Consider the following 24318-nt stretch of genomic DNA (forward strand, 5'->3'; position numbering starts at 1 on the left):
ATTAACTATTTTGTAACAAAAATGCCATTTAAATTGGTATAATATATTATATAGGGAAGATTTTAAAATTGTATTTTTTAATACATAACTTATTTTAAGGACAAGTTTAATACTTAAATGATTATTTATAAATATAGTACAAATCTTTATTTATAAATAATTATTTAAATTAGGCATAAATAAAACTATAAATTTATTTTTAATGCCTTAATTGGAGGATGATTACATGAATATTGCTTTTTTCCTTACTCCGAAAAGTCAAGTAGTACATGAAAAAGTTACTGCTTCGATGAGAAGAGCCATGGAGCGAATGGAATATCATAGATATACTGCAATTCCTTTAGTTGATGAAAAAGGCAGATATGTTGGCACCTTGACTGAAGGGGATATTCTTTGGAAATTAAAAAATGATACTGATATTAATTTGAAAAATAGCGAAAAGGTTTTAATAAAAGAAATTCCTAGACATGTTCAAAATAAAGCTGTTTCAATAAACTCTAATATAGAAAATTTAATTTTAACAGCAAAGTCTCAGAACTTTGTGCCTGTAGTTGATGATTCAAACATTTTTATAGGTATAATAAAAAGAAGTGATATAATATCTTATTGTTATGAACGTATTTTTAACGAAAATAAATATAAAACTTCACCACATTATCAAATTTTAGAAAATGTAGCAAATAATTAAATAGCTATGGCTTTAGCCTAGCTATTTTCTCTATTTTTCAGTAATTTTAAACTTGGAACCATATAAGTTAAGAGGTAATCTAAAATTTGACTACCTCTAATTATTGTTATAAATTAATAATTTAATTTAATAAAATCTAAATTAAAAATAATAATAGAAAACTTTATAATTAATCAAATCTTTAATTATAATTAGACCTTTTAACAAAATTCTCAATTAATATCTATTTCTATAATCCTGAAGCATTATTTAAAGTTTCTTTTAAAGTTTCTGCAGACTTAACTAGATTATCTGCTTCTAATTCACTTAAATCCATATTTAACACTTTTTCAACACCTGTCCCACCTACTACACATGGTAATCCCAAATAAACATCTCTAATTCCATAGTAATTTTCTACCAAAGTTGAAACTGGTAGTATAGTTTTTTCATCTCCTAATATAGCATTTACAATACGTGTTACTGCTAAAGCCACAGCATAGAAAGTAGCACCTTTTCTATTAATAACTTCATAAGCTGCATTTTTAACATTCTCATAGACTTCTTCTTTAAATTTATCATTATATTCAAAATTTTCTTTATCAGCATATTCATCAATTTTGATATTTTGAATATTAGTTATATTCCAAGTAGCTATTTCTGAGTCACCATGTTCGCCTATGATATAAGTGTTCACATTTCTTGGATCTATATTATACCTTTTACCTATTTCATACTTAAGTCTTGATGTATCTAAAACTGTACCTGATCCTATAACTCTTTCTTTAGGAAATCCAGATAACTTATAAGTTAAATAACTTAATATATCTACTGGATTTGAAACTACTAATAGGATAGCATCCTTATTATATTTTACAACCTCTGGAATTATTGATTTAAATATATTAATATTTTTATTTACCAATTGTAGTCTTGTTTCACCTGGCTTTTGTGCTGCTCCAGCTGTAATTACAACAATATCGGAGTCTTTTGTATCTTTATACTCTCCGCTTATTATATTTACAGGTTTTACAAAATCTGCTCCATGTGATAAATCCATAGCTTCGCCTTCTGTTTTTGCTTTGTTGACATCTACTAATACTAATTCTGTAGCAACTCCTAATAACATTAATGAATATGCAGTAGTTGCACCCACTGCACCTGACCCTATAATTGATATTTTAGTAGAATTTCTTTTTTTTATCATTTTCAAACTACCTCCTAAAGATTTTAAATTAATATAAATTAATTCTAGTAAACAATCAAAATGCGGCTTAATGGTTTATTGGTTTATTGGTATTACCAGTAAGTTTATAATTATATTACCATATAATTTCATTAATCTCAATAATAGTTAATTAATTAACAGTTTTTAAAAACATCTAATTTTTATTTAACTACATATTTCTTGTATATTCCCTATACTTGACATAATTTTAGAGCTTAGTGTATAATTTTAGTGAAAGTAATTATTATTTTTACAATAGTATAAATATTTTGTATTTTTGTCAAAATAATAATTTTGATTAAAAAAGAAAAACTTATCTGTAAGTTTTTCTTTTATATTTGAAGGGATGAATAATTATGTTTAGTCCTATAAAAAACACAAGAGTTTATGAAAAAGTTATAGAACAAATTAAAGAAATGATTATTACAGGTACTTTTAAAAAAGGAGATAAACTTCCTTCTGAAAGAGAAATGGCAGAAAGTCTACAAGTTAGTAGAACTTCTATAAGAGAAGCTCTTAGAGAGTTAGAAATTATGGGACTTATAGAGTCAAGACAAGGAGAAGGAAATTTTATAAAAAGTAGTTTTGAAAATACTTTATTAAAACCTTTATCTACTATATTTTTATTAAAAGAAAGTAATTCTGATGAAATATTAGAGCTTAGGAACATTATTGAAAGAGGCTCTGTTGTATTAGCTGCTGAAAGAATAACTGATGAAGAATTGGCAGAAATGGAACTTCTTTTTGATGAATCTCTAAAATCTGATTTGAAAGATACATTGGTAGATGTGGATATAGACTTTCATTATAAGATAGCTCAAGCTTCTAAAAACTTTCTTATACTAAGTATATTAAATGCTATATCATTTTTAATTGAAGCTTTTATCAAAGACATACGAAGAAATGTAATAACAAAAGAAGAAAATATTAATATGCTTATTCAACAACATAGAGATATTTTATCAGCATTAAAAAGTCATGATCCAGTAGCTGCTGAAAAAGCCATGTTAGATCATTTACAATATGTTAACACTCAAATGAAAAAAGAAATAGAAATTATTCCTTAAAGTACTATGTATTATAGTACTTTTTATATTTTAAACTGTAAAATTTAAAACAAAGAAATAGCCTCAATTGCGGCTATTTCTTTGTTTTATTTATATATTTTAAATATTATATTTTAAATCTATTTAATATTTCTTCCAATTCACATGATATCTCTTTTAGTTTATTAGACGCTTTTAATACATCTTTTAATCTATTTTTTTGTTCTTCACTAGATGCATTTACCTCTTCTGTAGATGCTGCTGATTCTTGTGAAACAGCAGATATATCTTGAAGTTTATCAATAAATGAATCCTTTGCATCATTCACTTTTACCATTGTATTACTACTTGTTTCAATTTTATCCTTTAACATATCTATAGATTTATTAATTTTTTCAAAGTTTTCAAATGTGTTTTCAACCTTTTCAGATGTCTTTAATATAATTTCCTTTGAAAAACTAATTTCTTCACTTACTAAATTTATATCATTTATATTAGATTTTATAACTTCTTCTATTTCATCAGCAGATAAACTTGACTGTTCTGCAAGTTTTCTTACTTCATCTGCAACTACTGCAAATCCTTTACCCGCTTCACCAGCTCTAGCTGCCTCTATGCTAGCATTTAATGCTAATAAATTAGTTTGACTAGTTATTGCTTTTATAGTATCTAAAATCATAGTTATCTTCTTCGAATTCGCTTCTAAAGTTTTTGAAGTTTTAACTACATTCATTATTGATCTATTATTTTCTTCATACATATCCTTAAGTTCTTGTACTGCATTCTTACCATCACTAGTAGAACGTTCAGCATCATCACATTGTAAAAATATATCATTTGTGCATTTAGATATATAATCTACAGATTCCCCTAGTTCTAAAGATATATTAACTCCTTCTTCTAGCATAGATGATTGATTAATAGCACCTTCTGATACCTGTCTAATTGCCGTAGTAATATCATCGTTAGATATATCCGCTGTATCCACAACCTCATTAAGTTTTAAGGCAGTACTAGATAAATATGTTGTTATGTCTGAAGTCTTTTTTAATATAGCTGTAATATCTTCTATCATTAGATTCACAGAATCTCCAATTTGGAAAAATTCTTCTGTCTTTATAGTTTCCACCTCTATACGTTTACTAAAGTCACCTTCTTTACATTTTAAAACTACTGATTTTACCTTTTTTATAGTTTTTTCAAATGACCTAGCAAATAAAGTAATTATTACTATTGCTACTATAAAGTTTATTATAATAATTAATATGGAAGCTATACTTGCCTTAATTAAATTATTATTTATTTCATCAATAGATACAAATCCATAAGTTGAATAACCAAGTTCAGGCATTATATGAGTTTTTAACATATATTTCTTGTTATTAACTAAAAGTTGTAAATCCTTTTCCCCAGCATTTAATTTTTTTGCCCATTGCTCTTCATTTAAAGACTTTCCTAAAAATTCTTCTTTGCTACTTGCTATAACATCATTGCTATCATGAACTACTAAGGTAAATCCCTCATTACCAATCTTAGATTTAGATACTAATTCAGACAGAGTTTTCAATTCTATATCACAAGCTAAAACCCCTAAAAATTTTCCTTTTTCATCTATAACCTTTTTAGATAAAGTTATTATCTTACTCTTAGTAGCCGCATCATCATATGGCTTAGAAACTATAACTGATGTAGCTTTTGCAGCTTCCATATACCATGGTCTTTCTTTATGATTGAAATTTCCACTTGGTGGTTTTGGATAGGCTACATATTTTCCATCTTCACCACCAAAAAATACTGTTAACATATCCTCATTATTTCCCAATATATTTTTAAAACAATCATTTATTTTATTTAACTCATTATTCTCTATAGTTTCAATTAAGTTTCTATCTCCAGAAAAAATATTTATAAGTTCAATATTTTTTAAATTCAAATTTTCTATTTCCTTAGATATTTGCATAGTTGTATTATCTGCACTCTCCATATAAATACTTTTTGTATCTTTATAAGTGTTTATTATGCTATTACATCCTAAAATTATAATAGGAATTATAGATGTTAATACAACCATTGTAATTAGTCCTGTTTTTAAACTTAGTCGCCTTGTTTTTTTAGATTTATTTATACTATTCTTTTGTTTTTTAGATATTCTCATAAAATCAACCCCTTAATAACCCTTTCTATTAGTTATCGAGATTAACAAAGGTTTCTTTAATACTTTTTATTACATATATATTAAAATAAGGTATCTTCAAATGAATTAAATTCATTTGAAAATACCTTATTTATATCTAATTAATATTTCTATTCATTAACATGTAGTAATGCTTTATCAAATATATATTTGACATGATCATCATCTAAGGAATAATAAACTACTTTTCCATCTTTTCTAAATTTTACAAGTCTAGCAGATTTAAGAACCCTTAGTTGGTGTGATATTGCCGATTGTGACATTTGCAGTGTTTCTGCAATATCACATACGCACATTTCCTTTTGGAATAGTACATAAATTATTTTTATACGTGTAATATCCCCAAAAGCTTTAAAAAGTTCAGATAAACTGTTTAATATTTCTTCTGATGGTATATTTTCTTTTACATCTTTAACTATATCTTCATGTACTTGCGTACACTTACAAAACTCCAAATTTTTCTCCATATCGTCACTCCCTATTTGCCTATACTTTACTCTAGACACATAATATACTTGATGAATTTATATTAATCCTATATTCTTTCATGAATCATCTTCATTTATTATAGTATTTATTCTATTAAATCACAAAATGAACTTTTAAAATAAATTTATTATATAAACTAACCTTTTATCTATTATACCATAAAGATTACATTTCAAAATTCATTTAATATTATTTCCAATATCCTTCATTATCAAACAAAAAAAGCTTTGTATTATATTTGCTTAATAAAACAAATATATACAAAGCATAAAACTTATATATTGATATATAATTTATTAAATTATAACTTATCTAGGTAATTGTATGTTCTTGATTTCTTGAATATTTATATGAAAATATTCATCGCCTGTATATAGTGGCTTTATTTGAGATACTACATATTCATCTCTAAATAATGTTAATATTTTTTCACTATTTTCTTTTTCTTTTGGAGTAATTATAAAAAAATCCTGTGATACTAACATATTTTCTTCTTCTACTAATGCAACACAAAGTTCGTTTTCTTTAAAATTTTGTTTTAATGAAATTATTATATCGCCTTTATTTGCAATAATTAAATCATCAATGTCTTCACTAGTAACTTCTCCATTATTAACTATCTTTTGCATTTTACAATCCACACAATCTGGATTAACAAGTTTATACTTTTTAATATTTTTGTTTATTAAGCTTTTTTTATATGGACTTACTTCTGCTATTTGATAAAGATAACATGTTTCACTATTAATCTCCATTACAATCCCCCTAAGGTAAAATTTTGTATTATACTATATATTATATAAGAGTATTCTTAAATATTTAATATGTTTTTCAAAATTCCTTATAAATTTTTAATAGTTATTTTTTTACATTTAATTACTTTTCAATTACATTTGTAAATATTTTTTTAAGATAATGAATTTTTAAAGGATAATTTGAACTTTCATATAATAATTATATTATATATGTTTTACATATTAATTCTATAGGATTCTAAGTTAAATTTTAAGTTTATTCATTTACCTAGTAAAAACATTTAAGATTAATATTGTATTGCTATAGGAAAACAGGCTCCAAATTAAATTTATTCAGTAACTTTAAAATATTTTCATACAAGATGCAGTGTTGAATTTTAAGTGATTCGTATCACATTACACTATTTTATGTATTAAAGTTTTGGAATGGATAATTTTAAAAGTCAACTTGGATTGCTATAGTTAACAACTAATTTTAGTTAAAAATTGTACTGATTATTAGTCATTATATTTCTATATAATAAACGTATTTTTTACTTTTAAAAACTAATTCTGCTAACTTATAATAAAAATTTAATGAATAAACTTAAATATATACTTGTATCCCTATATATAATTATTAATTAAATTTTATATAACTTAAGACATTACACTAATTACTATTTTAAAAGGATGTGACCAAATGAAAAATATTAAAAACAAAAGCTTAATTTCTGATTTATCACTTTTTCTAGTTGCAATAATTTGGGGTGGTGGCTTCATAGCCGTTAAAGATTCAGTAACCTTAATTCCACCTTTTTATCAAATGGCTATAAGATTTTCTTTATCAACAATATTGATGGCAATAATATTTTTTAAATATATTAAAAATATAAAAAAATCAGACATCAAAATGGGATTTATAATTGGGTTCTTTTTGTTTGTAGGTTTTGCATTTCAAACTGTAGGTATTGTTTATACAACCGCTAGTAAAAGTGCATTTTTAACTGCAACCTATGTTGTATTAGTCCCATTTTTTAATTGGTTTATATTTAAAGATAAACCTGATAAATATTCTATAATTGGAGCTATTTTATGTTTAATAGGAATTGCACTTTTAACTCTTCAAAGTTCTACTTCTATTAATATGGGTGATTTACTAACCTTACTTTGTGGTATAGGTTTTGCGGGCCAAATAATAACTACAGGTGTTTATACTAAAAAGAGCGATCCTATTATTCTTACTATAATACAATTTGCTACTGCAGCAATATTATCTTTTCTAGCTGCATTTTTTTTAGAAACACCTCCTAATATTTTAAACAAAGCTTTATTACCATCTATATTATATTTAGTATTTTTTAGTACTATGTTATGTTTTATTATTCAAAATATTGCTCAAAAATATACAAGCTCAACCCATGCAGCAATAATTTTGTCTTTGGAAAGTGTATTTGGCTCATTATTATCTATAATAATATTTAAAGATAATTTCACTATTACTATGTTTTTAGGATGCATATTTATATTTATGTCAATATTAACTACTGAAACCAAATTAAGTTTTATTAAAAAAAGTAGCACTAATAAATGTAGTTTATCAGAAGACTAGTATTATAAAAAAGTTAATCCATTAGGTATTTTCCTAATGGATTAACTTTTGCTAAATCTCTTTTTCTAACATATCTAATAATTCATTAAATCTATCTATAGTATCTTGTAATGGTTTTGGTGTTGTCATATCAACACCTGCTTTTTTCAATATATTTATAGGATAATCACTGCAACCTGACTTTAAGAAATTCTTATATTTTTCTATATCACTATCTTCTCCACTTAATATTATATTATAAAATGAGTTAGCTGCTGCAAAGCCTGTAACATATTGATATACATAGAAATCACTATAGAAATGAGGAATTCTAGCCCATTCCATGTCTATTTCTTTATCAATAATCATATCTTCTCCAAAATACTTTTTATTTAAATTATGGTAAATTCCACATAAATCTTCTGTAGATAAACTTTCACCTTTTTCCATTTTTTCATGAGTTGTAAGTTCAAATTCTGCAAACATTGTTTGTCTAAACACAGTAGTTCTTATACTCTCTAATTGTTCATTTATTAAATATAAACGTTTATTTTTATCAGTTTCATTTTTAATTAAATAATCCATAAATAAGCATTCATTAGTTATGGATGCTACCTCTGCACAAAACAAAACATAATCGGCATATATATATGGTTGATTTTTCCTTGAATAGTAAGAATGAATTGAGTGCCCCATTTCATGTGCAAGTGTTGATGCATCGTTTACTTGATTGGTGTAATTTAAAAGTACATATGGCATACTTGTATAACTTCCACTTGAGTAAGCTCCTCCTCTTTTTCCTTTATTCTCATAAACATCTACCCATCCATCATTTATACCACTTTTAAAAATTTCCAAATATTCATTTCCTAATGGTTTTAATGCTTTTAAACATAAATCTACTGCACTTTCATATGGTATATCAAATTTAGGTGCTTCTATATTAGGAACATATAAATCGTACATATGGATATCTTCTAATTTCAATAATTTTTTCTTTATATTGACATATCTATGCAGTGCTGATAAATTTTCATTTACAGTATTAACTACATTATGATATACCTCTAATGGAATTTTGTTTGGCTTTAAAGAACTTTCTAATGCTGAATTATATTTTCTTATCTTTGAATTAAATATGAAATTTTTGTGTGATGCTGTATAAGTAGATGCAAATGTATTTTTAAAATTTTCATAAGTTTGAAATAATGTTTTAAATGCATTCTCTCTAACTTTTCTGTTCTTACTTCTTATAAATACTGAATAATTACCTTCTGTAAGTTCTACCTCTTTACCATCTTCATCTATTATCTTAGGGAAAGTCATATCTGCATTACTTAACATACTAAATGTATTATATGGTGCATCTAAACAATTGCTTACAGAAGCTAATATTTTTTCTTCCTCTTCACTTAAAATATGTGGCTTTTCTTGTAATATGTCCTTTAGATATTTTTCATATAATTTTAATCCACTTTCATTTGATATAATTTCATCTATTTCATCTTCTGAAAAACTTAATATTTCTGGTATAAAAAAAGAATTCATACTAGCAAACTCAGAATAATACGTTTTTATTTTATCTAAGATAACTTGATATTTAGGATTTGCTTGATTTTCATCATTTCTTAAATGAGCATATACATATAAATCTTCCATAAGCATTGATGCATCTATATAGCTTTTTAAATAATTTAGTAAATCTTTACTATTTTTTAATTTCCCTTTATACTTTAAAAGTTTAGGACAAATTTCCTTTGCTTTTTTAAAATCCATTTCCCACAATTCATCATTTGAATACATTTTTGATACATTCCACTTATATTTTTCAGGTATTTCTTCTCTTGTTTTCACTTTGTTTATATTATCCATACTTCTCCTCCATTTTTATGCTTTTATATTTTAATACAGCTACACATATATTGTGTAATTTTTTTAATATTTATATGTCTTCCATAAATCTTTATTCTATATAAATATTTAGAATCCTTTATAATAAAAGCTTTTTAACTGCTAAAAAAAGTAGTCCTAATAATAATTTATTAGAGCTACTTTTTTATTATAATATTTAATATATTAATTTTCTATATTTATCTGTGGTGTTTATGCTTCTTTTTATTATGTTTGCCTTTACTCTTATTCTTATTTTTAGTTTTTACTCTATTCTTATCACTACTAGTATCTTCATACCAATATTTATATTGTGAATCCTCAATTTCATTAATATTTTTCTTCATAGTTCTATTTTTCTCTTTGTTACTTAACCATTTATAATCATATAAATCATCATATTCTTCATAGACATTTTTTCTTCTTGGCAGATCATCAAATTCATTTTTAATTTTATAACTGCATTCTTTTGCATACTCCTCATCTAATTCCTGATGAACATTATTATAATCTGATTTATAATTTTCTTTATAATTACTATAAAACTCTTTATCATCGTTGTAATCATATTTATTTGCATATTCTTCATCTAGTTCCCATTGTAATTTATTATAATCTGTAGTTAAATTGTTAAGGTCTCTTTCAGGACAATATTCACTAAGATTATGCTTATTTTCAATATCCTCATTATAAATATGATTTTTATAGCTATATTCATTATCTAAATTTCGTTGAATTTGACTATAATCTGATGTTGAATTATCATAACTCTCATACTCACTTAAATCATTCATATTACCTTTTTCTATATTCAAATCATCTAACATGTTATTTTCATCCAAATTATACTTAAAAAGCACTTCATCTTCGTCACCGCGACTCATTGTACTTTCATACTCATATGGATGACTTATTTTTACTGGATAATAATACAAATCATCATCTTCATCATAATACACCATAGTATTTTCCTTTATTCTAGGACTAAAGTATCCTGGTTTTTGACTACTACTATATTTTCCTATACTATAATCTTTATTTTGTAATATGTTATGATTGAAGCTATTTAAATCATCTAAATCTTCTCTTGTATTTGATACTATAACTTTAGCTCTACTTGGCGAAAAGTCTCCAGCTAAATCAAATGCCTCTATAGCAACCTCATATTTAGCATTTGGATTAAATGGCTTATCTAATTTTATATTATATTCTATAGCATCTCTTCCAACTGTAGCCACATATTCAGAATTTAAAAATAAATTATAACCATTTAAATCTTTATCTGTATTTCTACTCCATGTAACATATATATTATTTTTCCCTGCATACGCTTTTAAGTTTTTTACAACCCTCGGTTGAGTTAAATAGTCTAAATGTTTAGGTCCATAATTTAAATCCACTGGTGGATTTATACCTTTCATATTTCCATTTTCCGTAAACTGCCATATCGTCCATCTAGTCCATCCGCCTTGATCTTTAGGATATGGTGGATTACCAGGTATTTCTGGATACATAGCTATCCAAAGAGGCATATCTGCTAATATATAACCTTTCTTAGAATGGTTAAAATTATTATAAAGATCTATAAAGAAAGCTCCTGTATATAACATAAGCACCCTTCGAGTCTTTTTTTCAAAACGCTTTCTAAATCTATCTACCCAATCTAACAGAGCATCTGTAGATATAGATTTATCTATTGGTGTTTCAATATCAATTACAGGAAATAAATCTCCGTACTTTCCCTCACCATAAGCTTGTTGTAACAATTTAATGAAATCATCACATTGAGAATCTGCAGTAGTTAAATCATAGGATGGTACAGCATAATGATATCCTCCACTTAAAATCCCAACTGATTTGAGACCATTAACATACTCTATAAACTTTTTGTCAACTCTAAATCTACCTGTACCAGAACCAGAAGCCCTAGCATATACATATGGTGTTTGTGTTGCTAAAAGTTTATAATCAATATTTCCTCTATATTCATTTATATCTGGACCTATTATATTTTCTGGACTTTTATTTTGCATAGATTCCTCCATAAAATAGTAATTCTCTTATATATTATTATTATATGGTATATTTTGTTACATATGAGTTAAAATAAAAGCCTAATTAATTTGCAAAATGAAATTTAAATCTAAATCTTTGTATAAATTTATGCCTCTAAGTATGCTTTTACTTTTACTAAATGATTATAATCTTCATCTTTTATAATTTCAAATATTTGCTCTGCTAATTCTTCATGAAAATTTTCTAAATGAACATTTTCAACGTATTTTATTTCAGTAGCATTTTCTTTTTTTATGAAATTATATCTATAACTTACTTTTGCTCCATTTTTTTTATTTATTATTGAGAAATATTGATTTTTCTCAATATCCATCACCATTAATTCTAAATCTATTTTATTTTTATTATTTAATAATGCAAATTTAACTCTTAATCCTTCTTTAAGATTTGTATAATCTTTTTTTTCATCTAAAATATAATCCCAAATTACACTTAAAAACTTTAAATTTGAAAAAATGTTAAAAACCTCATCAACACTTTTATTTATAAGTATAGAATTATAAAACTTGTACATTTGTTCATCCCCTCAATTTTAATTTATTTTGAATAGATTAAACTTTTTCATTATTATATCATAAATTACTTTTTTTGGTAATAAGATATATATTTATTTATTAAAATTATATTTTTTGCAAATATAAAAAGTGAATTCAAAAGAATTCACTTTTTATTTAATCTTTAAAAATTCCATTAATATTATCTCCAAATTTGTTCAAAGGAATATAAAATTTTACATTTCCAAAATCTTTATCTAATATATCGCCAGCATTAAACATTATCACTAAATTTCCTCTATAAATAAAATATTGTTGATTTTTATTTATAGTTGTAAATTTATAATCATATTTGTAATCTGATGTAGATTTCATATTTTTAATTTGCGAATCTATGATTGAATTTATTTGTTCTACATAATTAAAATTTTTTTTAAAAACACTTTCTAATTTATAATTCTCTCCAGAATTCAAATTAAAATTGTATCCCTTATCATAAAGTATACTATTAAGTGTTGTTCCATCATTTGCTGAATAAGTTATATCTAAACTTATAATATTGTCATTTAAAAAATAATCTATACTAGATACAGCTAGACCTATCTTTTTATCTTTCCCCCCTAATTTTATAGATTCATTTTTAAAATCATCTATATCTCTTTCTATTATAGTATTAATCTTTTTTTCTACTATAGGATTAGGCAAATTTATTACTTCTGGATAATATATATATTCACTATAGTTTCCATTTTCTTTTACAATTTTATCTTTTTTTATCATTATATTATCTGCCTTTACACTAAGATTTGGGTTAAATCCATATTTAAATATATTATATGGTACTTTAAATTCTCTTATCCCTGCTACATATGGAGCTATATCATATAAATCATAAAATACAACTACTCCTTCATTTGTTAAATAAAAATTTTGATCAATTGGTATACCATTTAAAGATGATATTATATTATCATAATACATTTCTGGATGAGTGCTTATTTCTTTTTTTATTTCACCGAGTATTATATTCCTATAATCTTCATTTTTATCAAAAAAATTTTTTAAATAAGCTATTTTACCTGTATTTGTATCAAATACATATGGTTTTTTTATTGTCATTCCATGTGCTCCACCAGTATAATAATATATTGTATTTACAATACTTAATATATTATTTTTATCATAAGTTACTTCAAATTCTGAATCAAAAGAATACTTCCTAAAATCTCCATTTTCAGGGAATTCCTTGTAAGTTTTTGCAGCATCTTTTTCTATTTCATCTTTTAATTCAAGTATATCCTTAGAAATCATATTATTCATAATCTTATCAGTAATTTTATTATTAGTTGTTATTTTTGGCAACTTTATATTTACATCAATAAATTCATTACTATATTTTATATTTTCACTTTCTACTATACTATTATATTTATTGGCATTTACTAATCTAGGAGGATTAACTTCAACATTTGAAGGTTTATTTGTAGCCAAAGCTGTTGCATTAAAATTTAATAAAATACATATTATAATTCCTATTGTTATGCTTTTCATAGAATCACCCCTTAATATTTTAGTGTAAATTAACTTTAATTTGTTTATACTTATGCCTTTATAATTTTTAATCAATCTTAAAATTAAATTTTTGCAATTAATTTTTAATTTTTTTATAAATCCTTAATTTTATTATTTCCAATAATACTTTCAATACTCTAAAGCTTCACAATTAATTAAATGAAATTTATAGTATTTTATAAATAATTAGTTAAATTAAAACTATATTTTTTAAATTACTCTAAGGAAACAAACTCTAATTTAAACTTATTCAATAACTTTAAATTATTTTTATACAAAGTATAGTATTAAATTGTAGATGATTCAGAGCATGTTTCACTACTTTTAAATAGATAATTTTAAAAGTCAATTCAGAACCGTATATTTTAAAACATAAAAAGCATATTCTCTAATCCCAAAGGATTATAAAATATGCTTTTTATATAAAATAATTTAACTATTTTACAACTATTCCATTATTATTTAAATAGCCATCAGAAATTATTTTTGAAGATCCTAATATATAAGTATCATTTACTCTTTTATAATTATTTCCTATAGCATCTATAATTGTATAATTTGTTGTATTACTTGTATCACCTAATATAATTATATTTCCTTCTTTAGCTGCTAACGGTGCTGCTGATAATGCATCTGGATAATTATTTCCGACTGCAACATATACTTTTGAGAAATCTATACTATTTGAAAATGTTGAAATTACATTTTTATTAGTTTCATATCTATTATTTCCACTAATTCTTATTGCATTTGGCAATTGCTTTACAAGTTCATCTGAAATAACAGTAGTTCCTCCAACTACATATGATTTGGTAAATCCCTTATTTTTTATAAAAGATTTCACACTATCATTTAATGAAGACTTATCTGTTAATAATATAGGCATATTTTTATTTGCTGCTATTGCCGCTATTGACAATGCATCTGGGTAATTTAGACCATTAGCTACTGTTACCTCTCCATTACTATCTATTTTATTACCTACTAAAACAGATGTTTCATATCTAGTAGCTCCACCTAATCTTTCTACATCTATACCTATATCTTTTATGCTCTGCTCAACACTTTTAGATATTACAGTTTCTCCTCCAATTATAAATACTTTTTTAGTATCTAATCTTGTAATTTCATCTTTAAGTCCTTTTTCCAAACTATTTTTTCTTGTTAATAATATAGGTGCTGAATATTTTCTTGCAAGAGGTACTGCACAAAGTGCATCTGGGTAATCTTCTCCACTTGCTAAAACAACATTAGCTCCTTGTCCATTTTTCCATCCTTGTTTAGAAATTTCAAAAGATGTTTCATATCTATCACTACCAAATAACCTATACCCATTTATTCCTTTAACTACTTTTACATTTGAATAAGCTTTAAATTCACCGTTTTCTGTTGTAGCTGTTATTACTGCTTCGCCTTCTGATATAGCTTTAATATTTCCATCATTATCAACAGTTGCTATATTATTATTACTGCTTGTCCATGTAACGTTCTTATTACTTGCATTAGCAGGCTGAACATTAGCAGTTACTAGTTTATTATAACCTTCAGTTAAATATATATCCTTATCACTTAAAGTTATACCTTGAACTGGTATTGGATTTCCAGGAGTTAAGTTAAAGTAATTAATTATACCATCGTATAAAGCCTGTGAACACATTTCTCTATATTCAGGAGTTTTCATTTTAGCTTCAATTATAGGATTATTTATGAAATCTATTTCTGCTAAAATTGCAGGCATATAAGTTTCCCTTAGTACACAATAATCAAAAGATTTAACTCCTCTATCTACAGAACCAAGGTTATTTACTAAACTATTTTGAATTTTTGTTGCTAAATCTCTTGCATCATCAATTCCCGGTCCAAAACTATCATGTATATAAGTCTCACTTCCCTTTACATTTGAAGTTATTGCAGAATTATTGTGTATTGAAACAAATATATCCCCACCAAACTTATTTCCCATATTAGCTCTTGCCATTAAATCTTCTCTTTCAGTTGGTCCTAACTCAACATCAGTTGTTCTACTCATTTCTACAATTATGCCTTTAGCTTCTAATTTTGATTTTAGCCTTAATCCGACATCTAAAGTCATTTCTTTTTCCTTATATCCAGTTGGTCCTATTGCTCCTGAATCTGTTCCACCATGTCCTGGATCTACAAAAACTTTTAACTTACCACTTGCAGCTCTCAGTTTTGGATTATCATTTAACCTAGGAAAATTAGTAATTAAATTATTTTTATTATAATCCTTTATTATTATTGTAAAAACAACCTTAGCATCTCCTACTATGCAGTAAATCTTTGCCGTACCATTTTGTTTTGCTGTAACATTTCCAACAGCATCTACAACTACCATATTACTATCTGAACTTAACCAAATAAATTCATCTTTTTCGTCTCCACCTAATGATATAACATGATCTCTAAGTCTTATAGTTTCCCCAATTTCCAATCCTAACGGCTCTGTTGTTACCTCATAATTATCATTATATTTGCTGATTTCAGTTTCAAATTCATAACAATGATTCTCTTTTGCAATTGCTACTGTTGAAAATATAGAACCAATAATTAAAGTTAAAACTACTGATAATACTGAAGCTTTTTTAAACCTTTTATAGTTTAATTTTTCTCTAATCTTCAATTTATATCCCCCTTTAACTAAATACCCTTAAATTTTAAGATAGTTAATAATATTTGTATTCGTCATATTCATATAAAATCCTTTATTTAAAACCATTTTATTACAAAATATAGTATTTTACCCTAATTAGAATAAATAAAAAAGGCATACCCTTTAAAATTATAGGATATACCTTTTTATATGAAAATAACTTTAAATTATTTAACAGCTATTCCATTATTATTTAAATAACCATCAGAAATCATAGATGAAGAACCTAATATATAAGCATTATTTACTTTATTATAATTACTTCCCAAAGCGTTTATAATTGTGTTATTTGTTGTATTACTTGTATCACTTAATATAACTATATTTCCTTCTTTAGCAGCTAACGGCGCTACTGATAATGCATCTGGATAATTATTTCCAACTGCAATATACACTTTTGAGAAATCTATACTATTTGAAAATGTTGAAATTACATTTTTATTAGTTTCATATCTATCATTTCCACTAATTCTTGTTGCATTTGGTAATTGCTTTACAAGTTCATCTGAAATAACAGTAGTTCCTCCAACTACATATGATTTGGTAAATCCTTTACTTTCTATAAAAGATTTCACACTATCATTTAGTGAAGACTTATCTGTTAATAATATAGGCATATTTTTATTTGCTGCTATTGCTGCTATTGACAATGCATCTGGGTAATTTAGACCATTAGCTACTGTTACCTCTCCATTACTATCTATTTTATTACCTACTAAAACAGATGTTTCATATCTAGTAGCTCCACCTAATCTTTCTACATCTATACCTATATCTTTTATGCTCTGCTCAACACTTTTAGATATTACAGTTTCTCCTCCAATTATAAATACTTTTTTAGTATCTAATCTTGTAATTTCATCTTTAAGTCCTTTTTCCAAACTATTTTTTCTTGTTAACAATATAGGTGCTGAATATTTCCTTGCAAGAGGTACTGCACAAAGTGCATCTGGGTAATCTTCTCCACTTGCTAAAACAACATTAGCTCCTTGTCCATCTTTCCATCCTTGTTTAGAAATTTCAAAAGATGTTTCATATCTATCACTACCAAATAATCTTTGTCCATTTATTTCTTTAACTACTCTTACATTTGTAGAAGCTTTAAATCCACCGTTTTCTGTTGTAGCTGTTATTACTGCTTCGCCTTCTGATATAGCTTTAATATTTCCATTACTATCAACAGTTGCTATATTATTATTACTGCTTGTCCATGTAACGTTCTTATTACTTGCATTAGCAGGCTGAACATTAGCAGTTACTAGTTTATTATAACCTTCAGTTAAATATATATCCTTATCACTTAAAGTTATACCTTGAACTGGTATTGGATTTCCAGGAGTTAAGTTAAAGTAATTAATCATACCATCATATAAAGCTTGTGCACACATTTCTCTATATTCAGGAGTTTTCATTTTAGCTTCAATTGTAGGATTACTTATAAAATCTAATTCTGCTAAAATAGCAGGCATAGATGTTTCTCTTAAAACAGCAAAATCTGCAGTTTTAACTCCTCTATCTACAGAATTAAGTTTACTTATTAAATTCTTTTGAACTTTTGTCGCTAAATCTCTTGCTTCATCAATTCCAGGTCCAAAACTATCATGTATAAAAGTCTCTGTTCCTAATGCTGCAGGAGTTGCTGAGTTATTATGTATTGAAACAAATATGTCTGCGCCAAATGAATTTCCCATATTAGCTCTTGCCATTAAATCCTCTGTTTCATTTGCACCTAAAGCAACATCAGTAGTTCTACTCATTTCTACAATTATACCTTCAGCTTCTAATTTTGACTTTAATCTTAATCCAACATCTAAAGCCATTTGTTTTTCTTGATATCCAGTTGGACCTGTTGCACCAGGGTCTACTCCCCCATGTCCTGGATCTACAAAAACTTTTAACTTACCACTTGCAGCTCTCAACTTTGGATTATCATTTAATTTAGGAAAATTAGTAATTATATTGCCTTTGCTATAATCTTTTATTATTATAGTAAAAACAAAATTAACCCCATTTGATATTCCATAAATTTTTACTGTACCGTTTTGTTTTGCTGTAACATTTCCAACGGCATCTACAACTGCCATATCACTATCTGAACTTAACCAAATAAATTGATCATTTTCATCTCCACCTAATGACACAACATATTTCATAAGGCTTGTACTTTCTCCAACCTCTAAGCCTAATGGTTCTGTACTAACCTTATAATTTTCACTATACTTGCTAATTTCTTTTTCAAAATCATAGGAATTATCATCTATTGCTAAAGCCATAGATGGAATAATAGCTGCAACAATAAATGTTAATACAAGTATTAATGATGAAAATCTTTTTACTTTTAAATATTTTAAAAGTTTTTTATTCTCCACAAATATCTCCTCCTTTTAATTTTAATAGTTAAATAAAAAAATTGAAAATTAAACTCATTATCATTTTAAAAACAAAATAATTTTCATAAGTATTTTCAAATTAAATTAATTATATAACATATATCGTAAAAAATCCAAATTATTTTACATATTTTTTCTATTACTGATTAAATATGATATATTAAATAATTATTTTAAATTCAACCAATTATTTAAATTTTACATTAATTGGTTTATTATATATATATAAATTCATATTATGTATATATAATACTATATAGAGGTGATTTCATGCCAAATCTTGACCCAAATAATTATACAAGATATCAGGAGGAAAAAAATAAGCATAATGAAAATAAATTAGATAAAAAATTTAATTCTTTACCAATAAAAACTACTATAATATCTGCTTCAGTTATACTTTTAATATATCTATTTCTACTTTTCTTTATAAATTAAAAAACAGTCTCAAAATAAAATCATACTTTTATTTTGAGACTGATATGGGGTTACAAGTTGACTTTTAAAAGTATCCATTTTAAAACCTGGATATCTAAAATAGTGAGACATGCGCAAAATAACTTAGAATTTAACACTTCATCTTGTATGAAAATATTTTAAAGTTATTGAATAAATTTAAATTGGAGCTTGTTTCCCTATATAAAGTTCCAAACTGAATTTTTCATTTAGTCGCTTACCTAAGATATTTTTTATGGTACATTTAACTTTAAGTTAGTTATGATTTTTAGTTGTGACTTAGAAATTCTTATAAAATTTTTTTACATTTTTAGGACCGAAACCCAAGGACGAGTTTCGTGACTGCCTAGACAGGACGTCGATTCAGCCGTTTAGTCCTAAAAATTTTAAAAAAGATTATTAGAGTTTCTCAAAATAACTAACTGAATGACGGTTTAAAGTTATATTTACCATTTTTTCTAACAATAAATTCCTTACATAATTTTAGCTATCAACTTGGAACCCTCTATAATATTCTAAACTTATGCATTTATCAAGTGAGAAAATTTAAGATTAACATTATACTAATAGTTAATAGTTCATAGTTATTTTTTCTTAACTGATAAAAAAATTTGGTGTCTAGCTTAAAATCTAAGCTTGCTTTCCTATATACAATAATTAGAATTTAAACTTATTTACTTCTCCCATCATATCTAATGATTTAGTCGTTAACATTTGGGCACTTCCTGCCACTTCTGTACTTGAATTATTTAGTTCTTCTACAGAAGCAGAAATCTCCTCTGAAGAAGCTGATACCTCTTGTGATATAGCGGATATTTCCTCAATTGTATTAATTATATTGTTTTTGTTTTCATTTATCCCATCAAAAGAAGTATTTATATCATTTATCTTTGGAACTATGTATTCAACCAATGTTGAAATTTCCTTAAATGATTCCATTGATACCTCAACATTATCTTGTTGTTTTTCCAAATCATTATTTATTAATACAGTCTTATTAACTATTTCTTTAGTATTTAATAGCAATTTATTTATTATTCTATATATATTCGTAGAAGATTCTTTGCTTTTTTCAGCAAGTTTTCTTATTTCATCTGCTACAACCGCAAATCCTTTTCCTGATTCACCGGCTCTAGCTGCTTCAATTGCTGCATTTAAGGCTAATAAATTTGTTTGTTCTGCTATACTATTTATTAAATCAATAATTTCATTAACTGTTTTTATATCGCTATCCATTGATGATATATTTATACTAAAATTTTTAAATTCTTCATTAAATTTTTTCATAGATGAAACAACAAAATTCATATCCTTTGTACTTTTTCCAGAACTTTCTTTTATGTTTAATGCCATATCATTTATACTATTAATATGTTTAGTTATTTCATTTATATCTAAACTAAAATCCTCTAACTTATTAACTATACCTGTTAAATCATTAGATTGTTTAGTTGTTCCTCTTGTAACTTCTATTATAGCTTCCGATATGTTAGTAGTTAGTGCCGCAACCTCTTCAGATATAGATGCTAAATTTGATGCACTAGAGTCTATTTCTTCCCCTGAATTTTTTATTTCCTTTACCATTGATGATATTGAATTTTGAGTATATATCATAGTTTTACATATATCTCCAACTTCATCATTATTATTTAGATATTTTTTTTCAATTTCTCTAGTAAAATCACCTTTTGAAAGCCCTAACATGTGATTTTTTATTTTTATGAGTCCTTCTGTTATTCTATTACTAAATATTACTACAAATATTGAGAATAAAATTATTATTATTAAAACTATTCCTATTATATTATTTTTAAGGCTGTTTAAACCATCTAATAAATCATCTTTATGTATAGCTACACCTAAGGACCATTCTGTTCCTTCTATAGGACAATAAGCCATATATTTTCTATTACCTTCATATGTATATTCTCCTATACCAGTTTCATTTTGAATCATTTTTTTTTCCAATTCTATTAATTCTTTTGTATTTGGATCATCACTTCCATCTACAATTAAATTTTCTTGCCTATCAACTATTTCTTGAAATTTTGATGCTATTATTGTACCATCTTTATGAATTATAAAACTCTCACCGGTATTTAAAAATGTTATTTCATTTATTATATCACTTAAATAAGTAGCTGATTTTATGCCAACTACAATTTCCTCTATTTTATTATTTTCTTTTCTTGGTGATGCTATAGAAGCTATTAATCCACCATTTACTTCACTTTTATAAGGCTTAGATAAAACTTTTTCTCCTGCCATACTCCTTTTAAAAAACTCTTCATTACTAATATTTTCTTTTTTACCATCATTATAAATAATATTACCGGATTTATCCGCAATTCCTATTCTCAAAAAATTTTCTTTTTTAGCTATATAATCTAAAAATTTTAATCTTTCATCTATTTTTAAGCTACTGCTTAATGCATTACTATTAGCAGTACTATCTAGTGATGAACTTAAAGATAAAGCTTGATTACCTACATCACTTGATGCTATTCTGCTCATTTCTTTCATAAGGTTAGTTGTACTAGATATTAGCGTATTTTTTGATGATAAAAAGGAAAAACACCCTAAAGATATTCCTATTGCTACTACCATAACTAAAGTTATAATTAATAATTTAGTTCTTATACTTTTTAAACTAATTTTCTTTAATCTCATATAAACTTCTTCTCCTTAATATATACAATTTAATTTTTACAGAAATAACTTGCATATACTACATTTCGTGTAAATTTGATATATACTTTACACATTATACATAAAAATATAATATTTTTATGTTAAATAATTCTTTTTTTAATTTAAATTAATTTTAATTTTAAAAAAATAAAAAGCACCTTTTGATGCTTTTTTAACTTTTTCATTTATATAAGTTACATGTATTATAATTTATGTGCAAAATATTAAATTATTACATATTAATTTTTAATATATGAAAAAAATTGAAATAAGGGAGCACTATGTATTTCTGAAACTCCCCTATTGCCCATTTTTTTCAAATAGATCTATCTCCTTTACATAGGATTAATAGTTAACTACTATAAATTAATAAATCCATATTAACCAATTCGCTTAAAATTAAAAATATTAAAATTTGTCTTCTACATCATCATAAACCTTAAGATTTTAATTATAATAATCTAACTTAATGTTAAATATGAATTGTTTTATAATTTATTAATTTCATTCTTTAATAAATATCTAACTTTCACTAAATTTTTAGCTTATTTTTAATATAAATCTATATATTTTTAACTGCAGATTGCAGTAATATAATTTAATCAAGCTTTTGAATAAATAACTTTAAACTTCAGCTTGATACATTATACAAAATTAGATATTTATATAATAATTAAATGCAAAATATGCAACCCTATTAAATTATAGGAATTTAGTTAAACTTTTTAACACCTATTCTAAAAATAATATAACATCGATGTTTTATTATGATTATAATATATGTTTTCACTGACTATTTTATTACAATTATTTTTTATTATTTATATATGAAATAAATTTATTAATATCTTCACACTCCCCAAATTCAATTACAAAGGATTGTATTTTACCCTTTAAAAATATTCTATAACCTAGCTTTTCTTCTGACACTTCTACATCATCTATAATATTATATTCAATAATATCCTTATATATTTTCAAAAATCTTTTACTTATAAATCTAATTTTTTTATTTGTTGCAATTACTAAGCCTGCTCTAACAGTATTTTTCCCATTAATGTGTTTTTCAAAAGCTCCACTTACTATAGAAATTATTTCTTCATCTTTTTCAAAATCATCTTTTGCTAAGTTTATTAAAATATCTTTTGATGCCATATTCCCACCCCTATAATAAATCTTATTTCTTTTTAAAACTAGTTATGAAATATTTTATTTCATCTATTATTCCTTTTAATGTATATTGTAAGCTTTTTTTATTTAAATCACAACCACTTTTCCCATATACATTAGCATATTTTAATATAGAAGCTATATCTAAAATTTTGTTATAAATCCCTTCTTCTTCTGCATTAAATATTTCCTCTCTATCAACTATATGATATAAATAGTTGTATGATTTCTCTAAGTATGGAATCTCCTTTAAATTTTCTACATTATCCAAAACTTCTAAAATGTAAACTGCACAAGCAATTGCATCTATTTCTCTAAATACACACCAATATTGAAATCCATTAATTATGAAATCCTCATTAATATTATCTATTTTTCTTTTTATATACTTATACCCCTTTATACTGTCATTTGTTCTTAAAAATTTATCATAACTCATTTTATCACCCTTAAGTTATTTTTATATTGTATTTTTAACTAAATAAATATAATTATTCTCTACATATTAAAATTTATGAAATTTTTATTTTTTAATATAAAAAAAGTCGTAGTATAATTACTACGACTTGGTGGCTCACCGGGGAATCGAACCCCGGACACCATGATTAAAAGTCATGTGCTCTACCAACTGAGCTAGTGAACCATGTTACCTGGCAACAACTTACCCTCCCACACAGTCTCCCATGCAGTACTCTCAGCGTTATAAGGCTTAACCGACCTGTTCGGAATGGAAAGGAGTGTTACCCTTACAACTATAATTACCAGATAAATATATACATCAAACAATATTAAAAATCCACTGTTGACATTAACGGATATTATTTAATTTAAAATTTAATATTGTTCTCTGAAAATTGCACAGTGATTATATTAGGTCAAGCCCTCGACTTATTAGTATGAGTCAGCTGAACATGTTACCATGCTTACACCCCTCACCTATCAACCTGATGTTCTTTCAG

Annotated in this window: 16 protein-coding genes, 1 tRNA gene, 2 rRNA genes and 1 pseudogene; 4 read left to right on the forward strand and 16 right to left on the reverse strand. The window is 25.2% G+C overall.

Features of this window, described 5'->3' with window-relative positions; all coding sequences use genetic code 11:
- Nucleotides 1-226: 226 nt before the first annotated feature.
- On the forward strand, nucleotides 227-688 hold the full coding sequence (locus KQI36_RS13850) for a CBS domain-containing protein (RefSeq protein WP_010296496.1): 462 nt from the start codon (nucleotides 227-229) through the stop codon (nucleotides 686-688).
- 229 nt (nucleotides 689-917) lie between these two features.
- Here KQI36_RS13850 and KQI36_RS13855 read toward each other — a convergent pair whose 3' ends face one another.
- On the reverse strand, nucleotides 918-1874 hold the full coding sequence (locus KQI36_RS13855; protein WP_216451369.1) for an L-lactate dehydrogenase: 957 nt from the start codon (nucleotides 1872-1874) through the stop codon (nucleotides 918-920).
- 377 nt (nucleotides 1875-2251) lie between these two features.
- Here KQI36_RS13855 and KQI36_RS13860 point away from each other — a divergent pair, with 377 nt between their 5' ends.
- Nucleotides 2252-2962 carry a FadR/GntR family transcriptional regulator gene (locus KQI36_RS13860; RefSeq protein WP_216451370.1) on the forward strand — a complete coding sequence of 237 codons (711 nt, stop codon included), beginning with the start codon at nucleotides 2252-2254 and terminating at the stop codon, nucleotides 2960-2962.
- Nucleotides 2963-3068: 106 nt separating this feature from the next.
- Here KQI36_RS13860 and KQI36_RS13865 read toward each other — a convergent pair whose 3' ends face one another.
- The 3 genes from KQI36_RS13865 to KQI36_RS13875 form a co-directional block, all read right to left on the reverse strand.
- Nucleotides 3069-5096 carry a methyl-accepting chemotaxis protein gene (locus KQI36_RS13865; RefSeq protein WP_216451371.1) on the reverse strand — a complete coding sequence of 676 codons (2028 nt, stop codon included), beginning with the start codon at nucleotides 5094-5096 and terminating at the stop codon, nucleotides 3069-3071.
- A 149-nt stretch (nucleotides 5097-5245) separates the two neighbouring features.
- A complete protein-coding gene (locus KQI36_RS13870) occupies nucleotides 5246-5602 on the reverse strand; it encodes an ArsR/SmtB family transcription factor (RefSeq protein ID WP_010296506.1) in 357 nt (118 codons plus the stop codon).
- Between the two features lie 330 nt (nucleotides 5603-5932).
- On the reverse strand, nucleotides 5933-6379 hold the full coding sequence (locus KQI36_RS13875) for a restriction endonuclease subunit S domain-containing protein (protein ID WP_010296511.1): 447 nt from the start codon (nucleotides 6377-6379) through the stop codon (nucleotides 5933-5935).
- Nucleotides 6380-7061: 682 nt separating this feature from the next.
- Between KQI36_RS13875 and KQI36_RS13880 the strand changes: the two genes are divergently transcribed.
- Nucleotides 7062-7970, forward strand: a complete 909-nt coding sequence (locus KQI36_RS13880; protein WP_216451372.1) for a DMT family transporter — start codon at nucleotides 7062-7064, stop codon at nucleotides 7968-7970.
- Nucleotides 7971-8021: 51 nt separating this feature from the next.
- Here the strand turns inward: KQI36_RS13880 and pepF are convergent, their stop codons facing one another.
- The 6 genes and pseudogenes from pepF to KQI36_RS13910 form a co-directional block, all read right to left on the reverse strand.
- The gene (gene pepF / locus KQI36_RS13885; RefSeq protein ID WP_216451373.1) at nucleotides 8022-9821 is read right to left on the reverse strand and encodes an oligoendopeptidase F; all 1800 of its coding nucleotides are present in this window, start codon (nucleotides 9819-9821) and stop codon (nucleotides 8022-8024) included.
- 1115 nt (nucleotides 9822-10936) lie between these two features.
- Nucleotides 10937-11872 (reverse strand): annotated as a pseudogene (locus tag KQI36_RS17770) (glycoside hydrolase family 25 protein); the annotation flags it as partial.
- 128 nt (nucleotides 11873-12000) lie between these two features.
- Nucleotides 12001-12429, reverse strand: coding sequence for a hypothetical protein (locus KQI36_RS13895; protein ID WP_216451375.1), 429 nt, complete (start codon nucleotides 12427-12429; stop codon nucleotides 12001-12003).
- 157 nt (nucleotides 12430-12586) lie between these two features.
- Nucleotides 12587-13960: a PdaC/SigV domain-containing protein gene (locus KQI36_RS13900; protein ID WP_216451377.1), complete on the reverse strand. Its 1374-nt coding sequence runs from the start codon at nucleotides 13958-13960 to the stop codon at nucleotides 12587-12589.
- Nucleotides 13961-14417: 457 nt separating this feature from the next.
- Entirely contained in the window at nucleotides 14418-16622 is a 2205-nt protein-coding gene (locus KQI36_RS13905) for a cell wall-binding repeat-containing protein (RefSeq protein WP_216451378.1), read from the reverse strand.
- 197 nt (nucleotides 16623-16819) lie between these two features.
- Entirely contained in the window at nucleotides 16820-19021 is a 2202-nt protein-coding gene (locus KQI36_RS13910) for a cell wall-binding repeat-containing protein (protein WP_216451380.1), read from the reverse strand.
- Nucleotides 19022-19312: 291 nt separating this feature from the next.
- Here KQI36_RS13910 and KQI36_RS13915 point away from each other — a divergent pair, with 291 nt between their 5' ends.
- Entirely contained in the window at nucleotides 19313-19480 is a 168-nt protein-coding gene (locus KQI36_RS13915; RefSeq protein WP_216451381.1) for a hypothetical protein, read from the forward strand.
- Nucleotides 19481-20155: 675 nt separating this feature from the next.
- On the opposite strand, the gene KQI36_RS13920 is transcribed toward KQI36_RS13915, so the two are convergent.
- The 6 genes from KQI36_RS13920 to KQI36_RS13945 form a co-directional block, all read right to left on the reverse strand.
- Complete coding sequence (locus KQI36_RS13920) at nucleotides 20156-22168, reverse strand: methyl-accepting chemotaxis protein (protein ID WP_216451382.1); 2013 nt, start codon at nucleotides 22166-22168, stop codon at nucleotides 20156-20158.
- An 828-nt stretch (nucleotides 22169-22996) separates the two neighbouring features.
- Entirely contained in the window at nucleotides 22997-23344 is a 348-nt protein-coding gene (locus KQI36_RS13925; RefSeq protein ID WP_216451384.1) for a PH domain-containing protein, read from the reverse strand.
- A gap of 22 nt (nucleotides 23345-23366) precedes the next feature.
- Nucleotides 23367-23798 (reverse strand): hypothetical protein, encoded by a 432-nt coding sequence (locus KQI36_RS13930; RefSeq protein WP_216451385.1) that lies wholly within the window; start codon nucleotides 23796-23798, stop codon nucleotides 23367-23369.
- A gap of 128 nt (nucleotides 23799-23926) precedes the next feature.
- Nucleotides 23927-24002 (reverse strand) — tRNA-Lys (locus tag KQI36_RS13935).
- Between the two features lie 5 nt (nucleotides 24003-24007).
- Nucleotides 24008-24125: ribosomal RNA gene (gene rrf / locus KQI36_RS13940) — 5S ribosomal RNA — on the reverse strand.
- 105 nt (nucleotides 24126-24230) lie between these two features.
- A 23S ribosomal RNA gene (locus tag KQI36_RS13945) occupies nucleotides 24231-24318 on the reverse strand; the annotation flags it as partial.

Origin of the sequence: Clostridium senegalense (assembly GCF_018916625.1) — a bacterium.
Classification (GTDB): Bacteria; Bacillota; Clostridia; order Clostridiales; family Clostridiaceae; genus Clostridium_J; species Clostridium_J senegalense.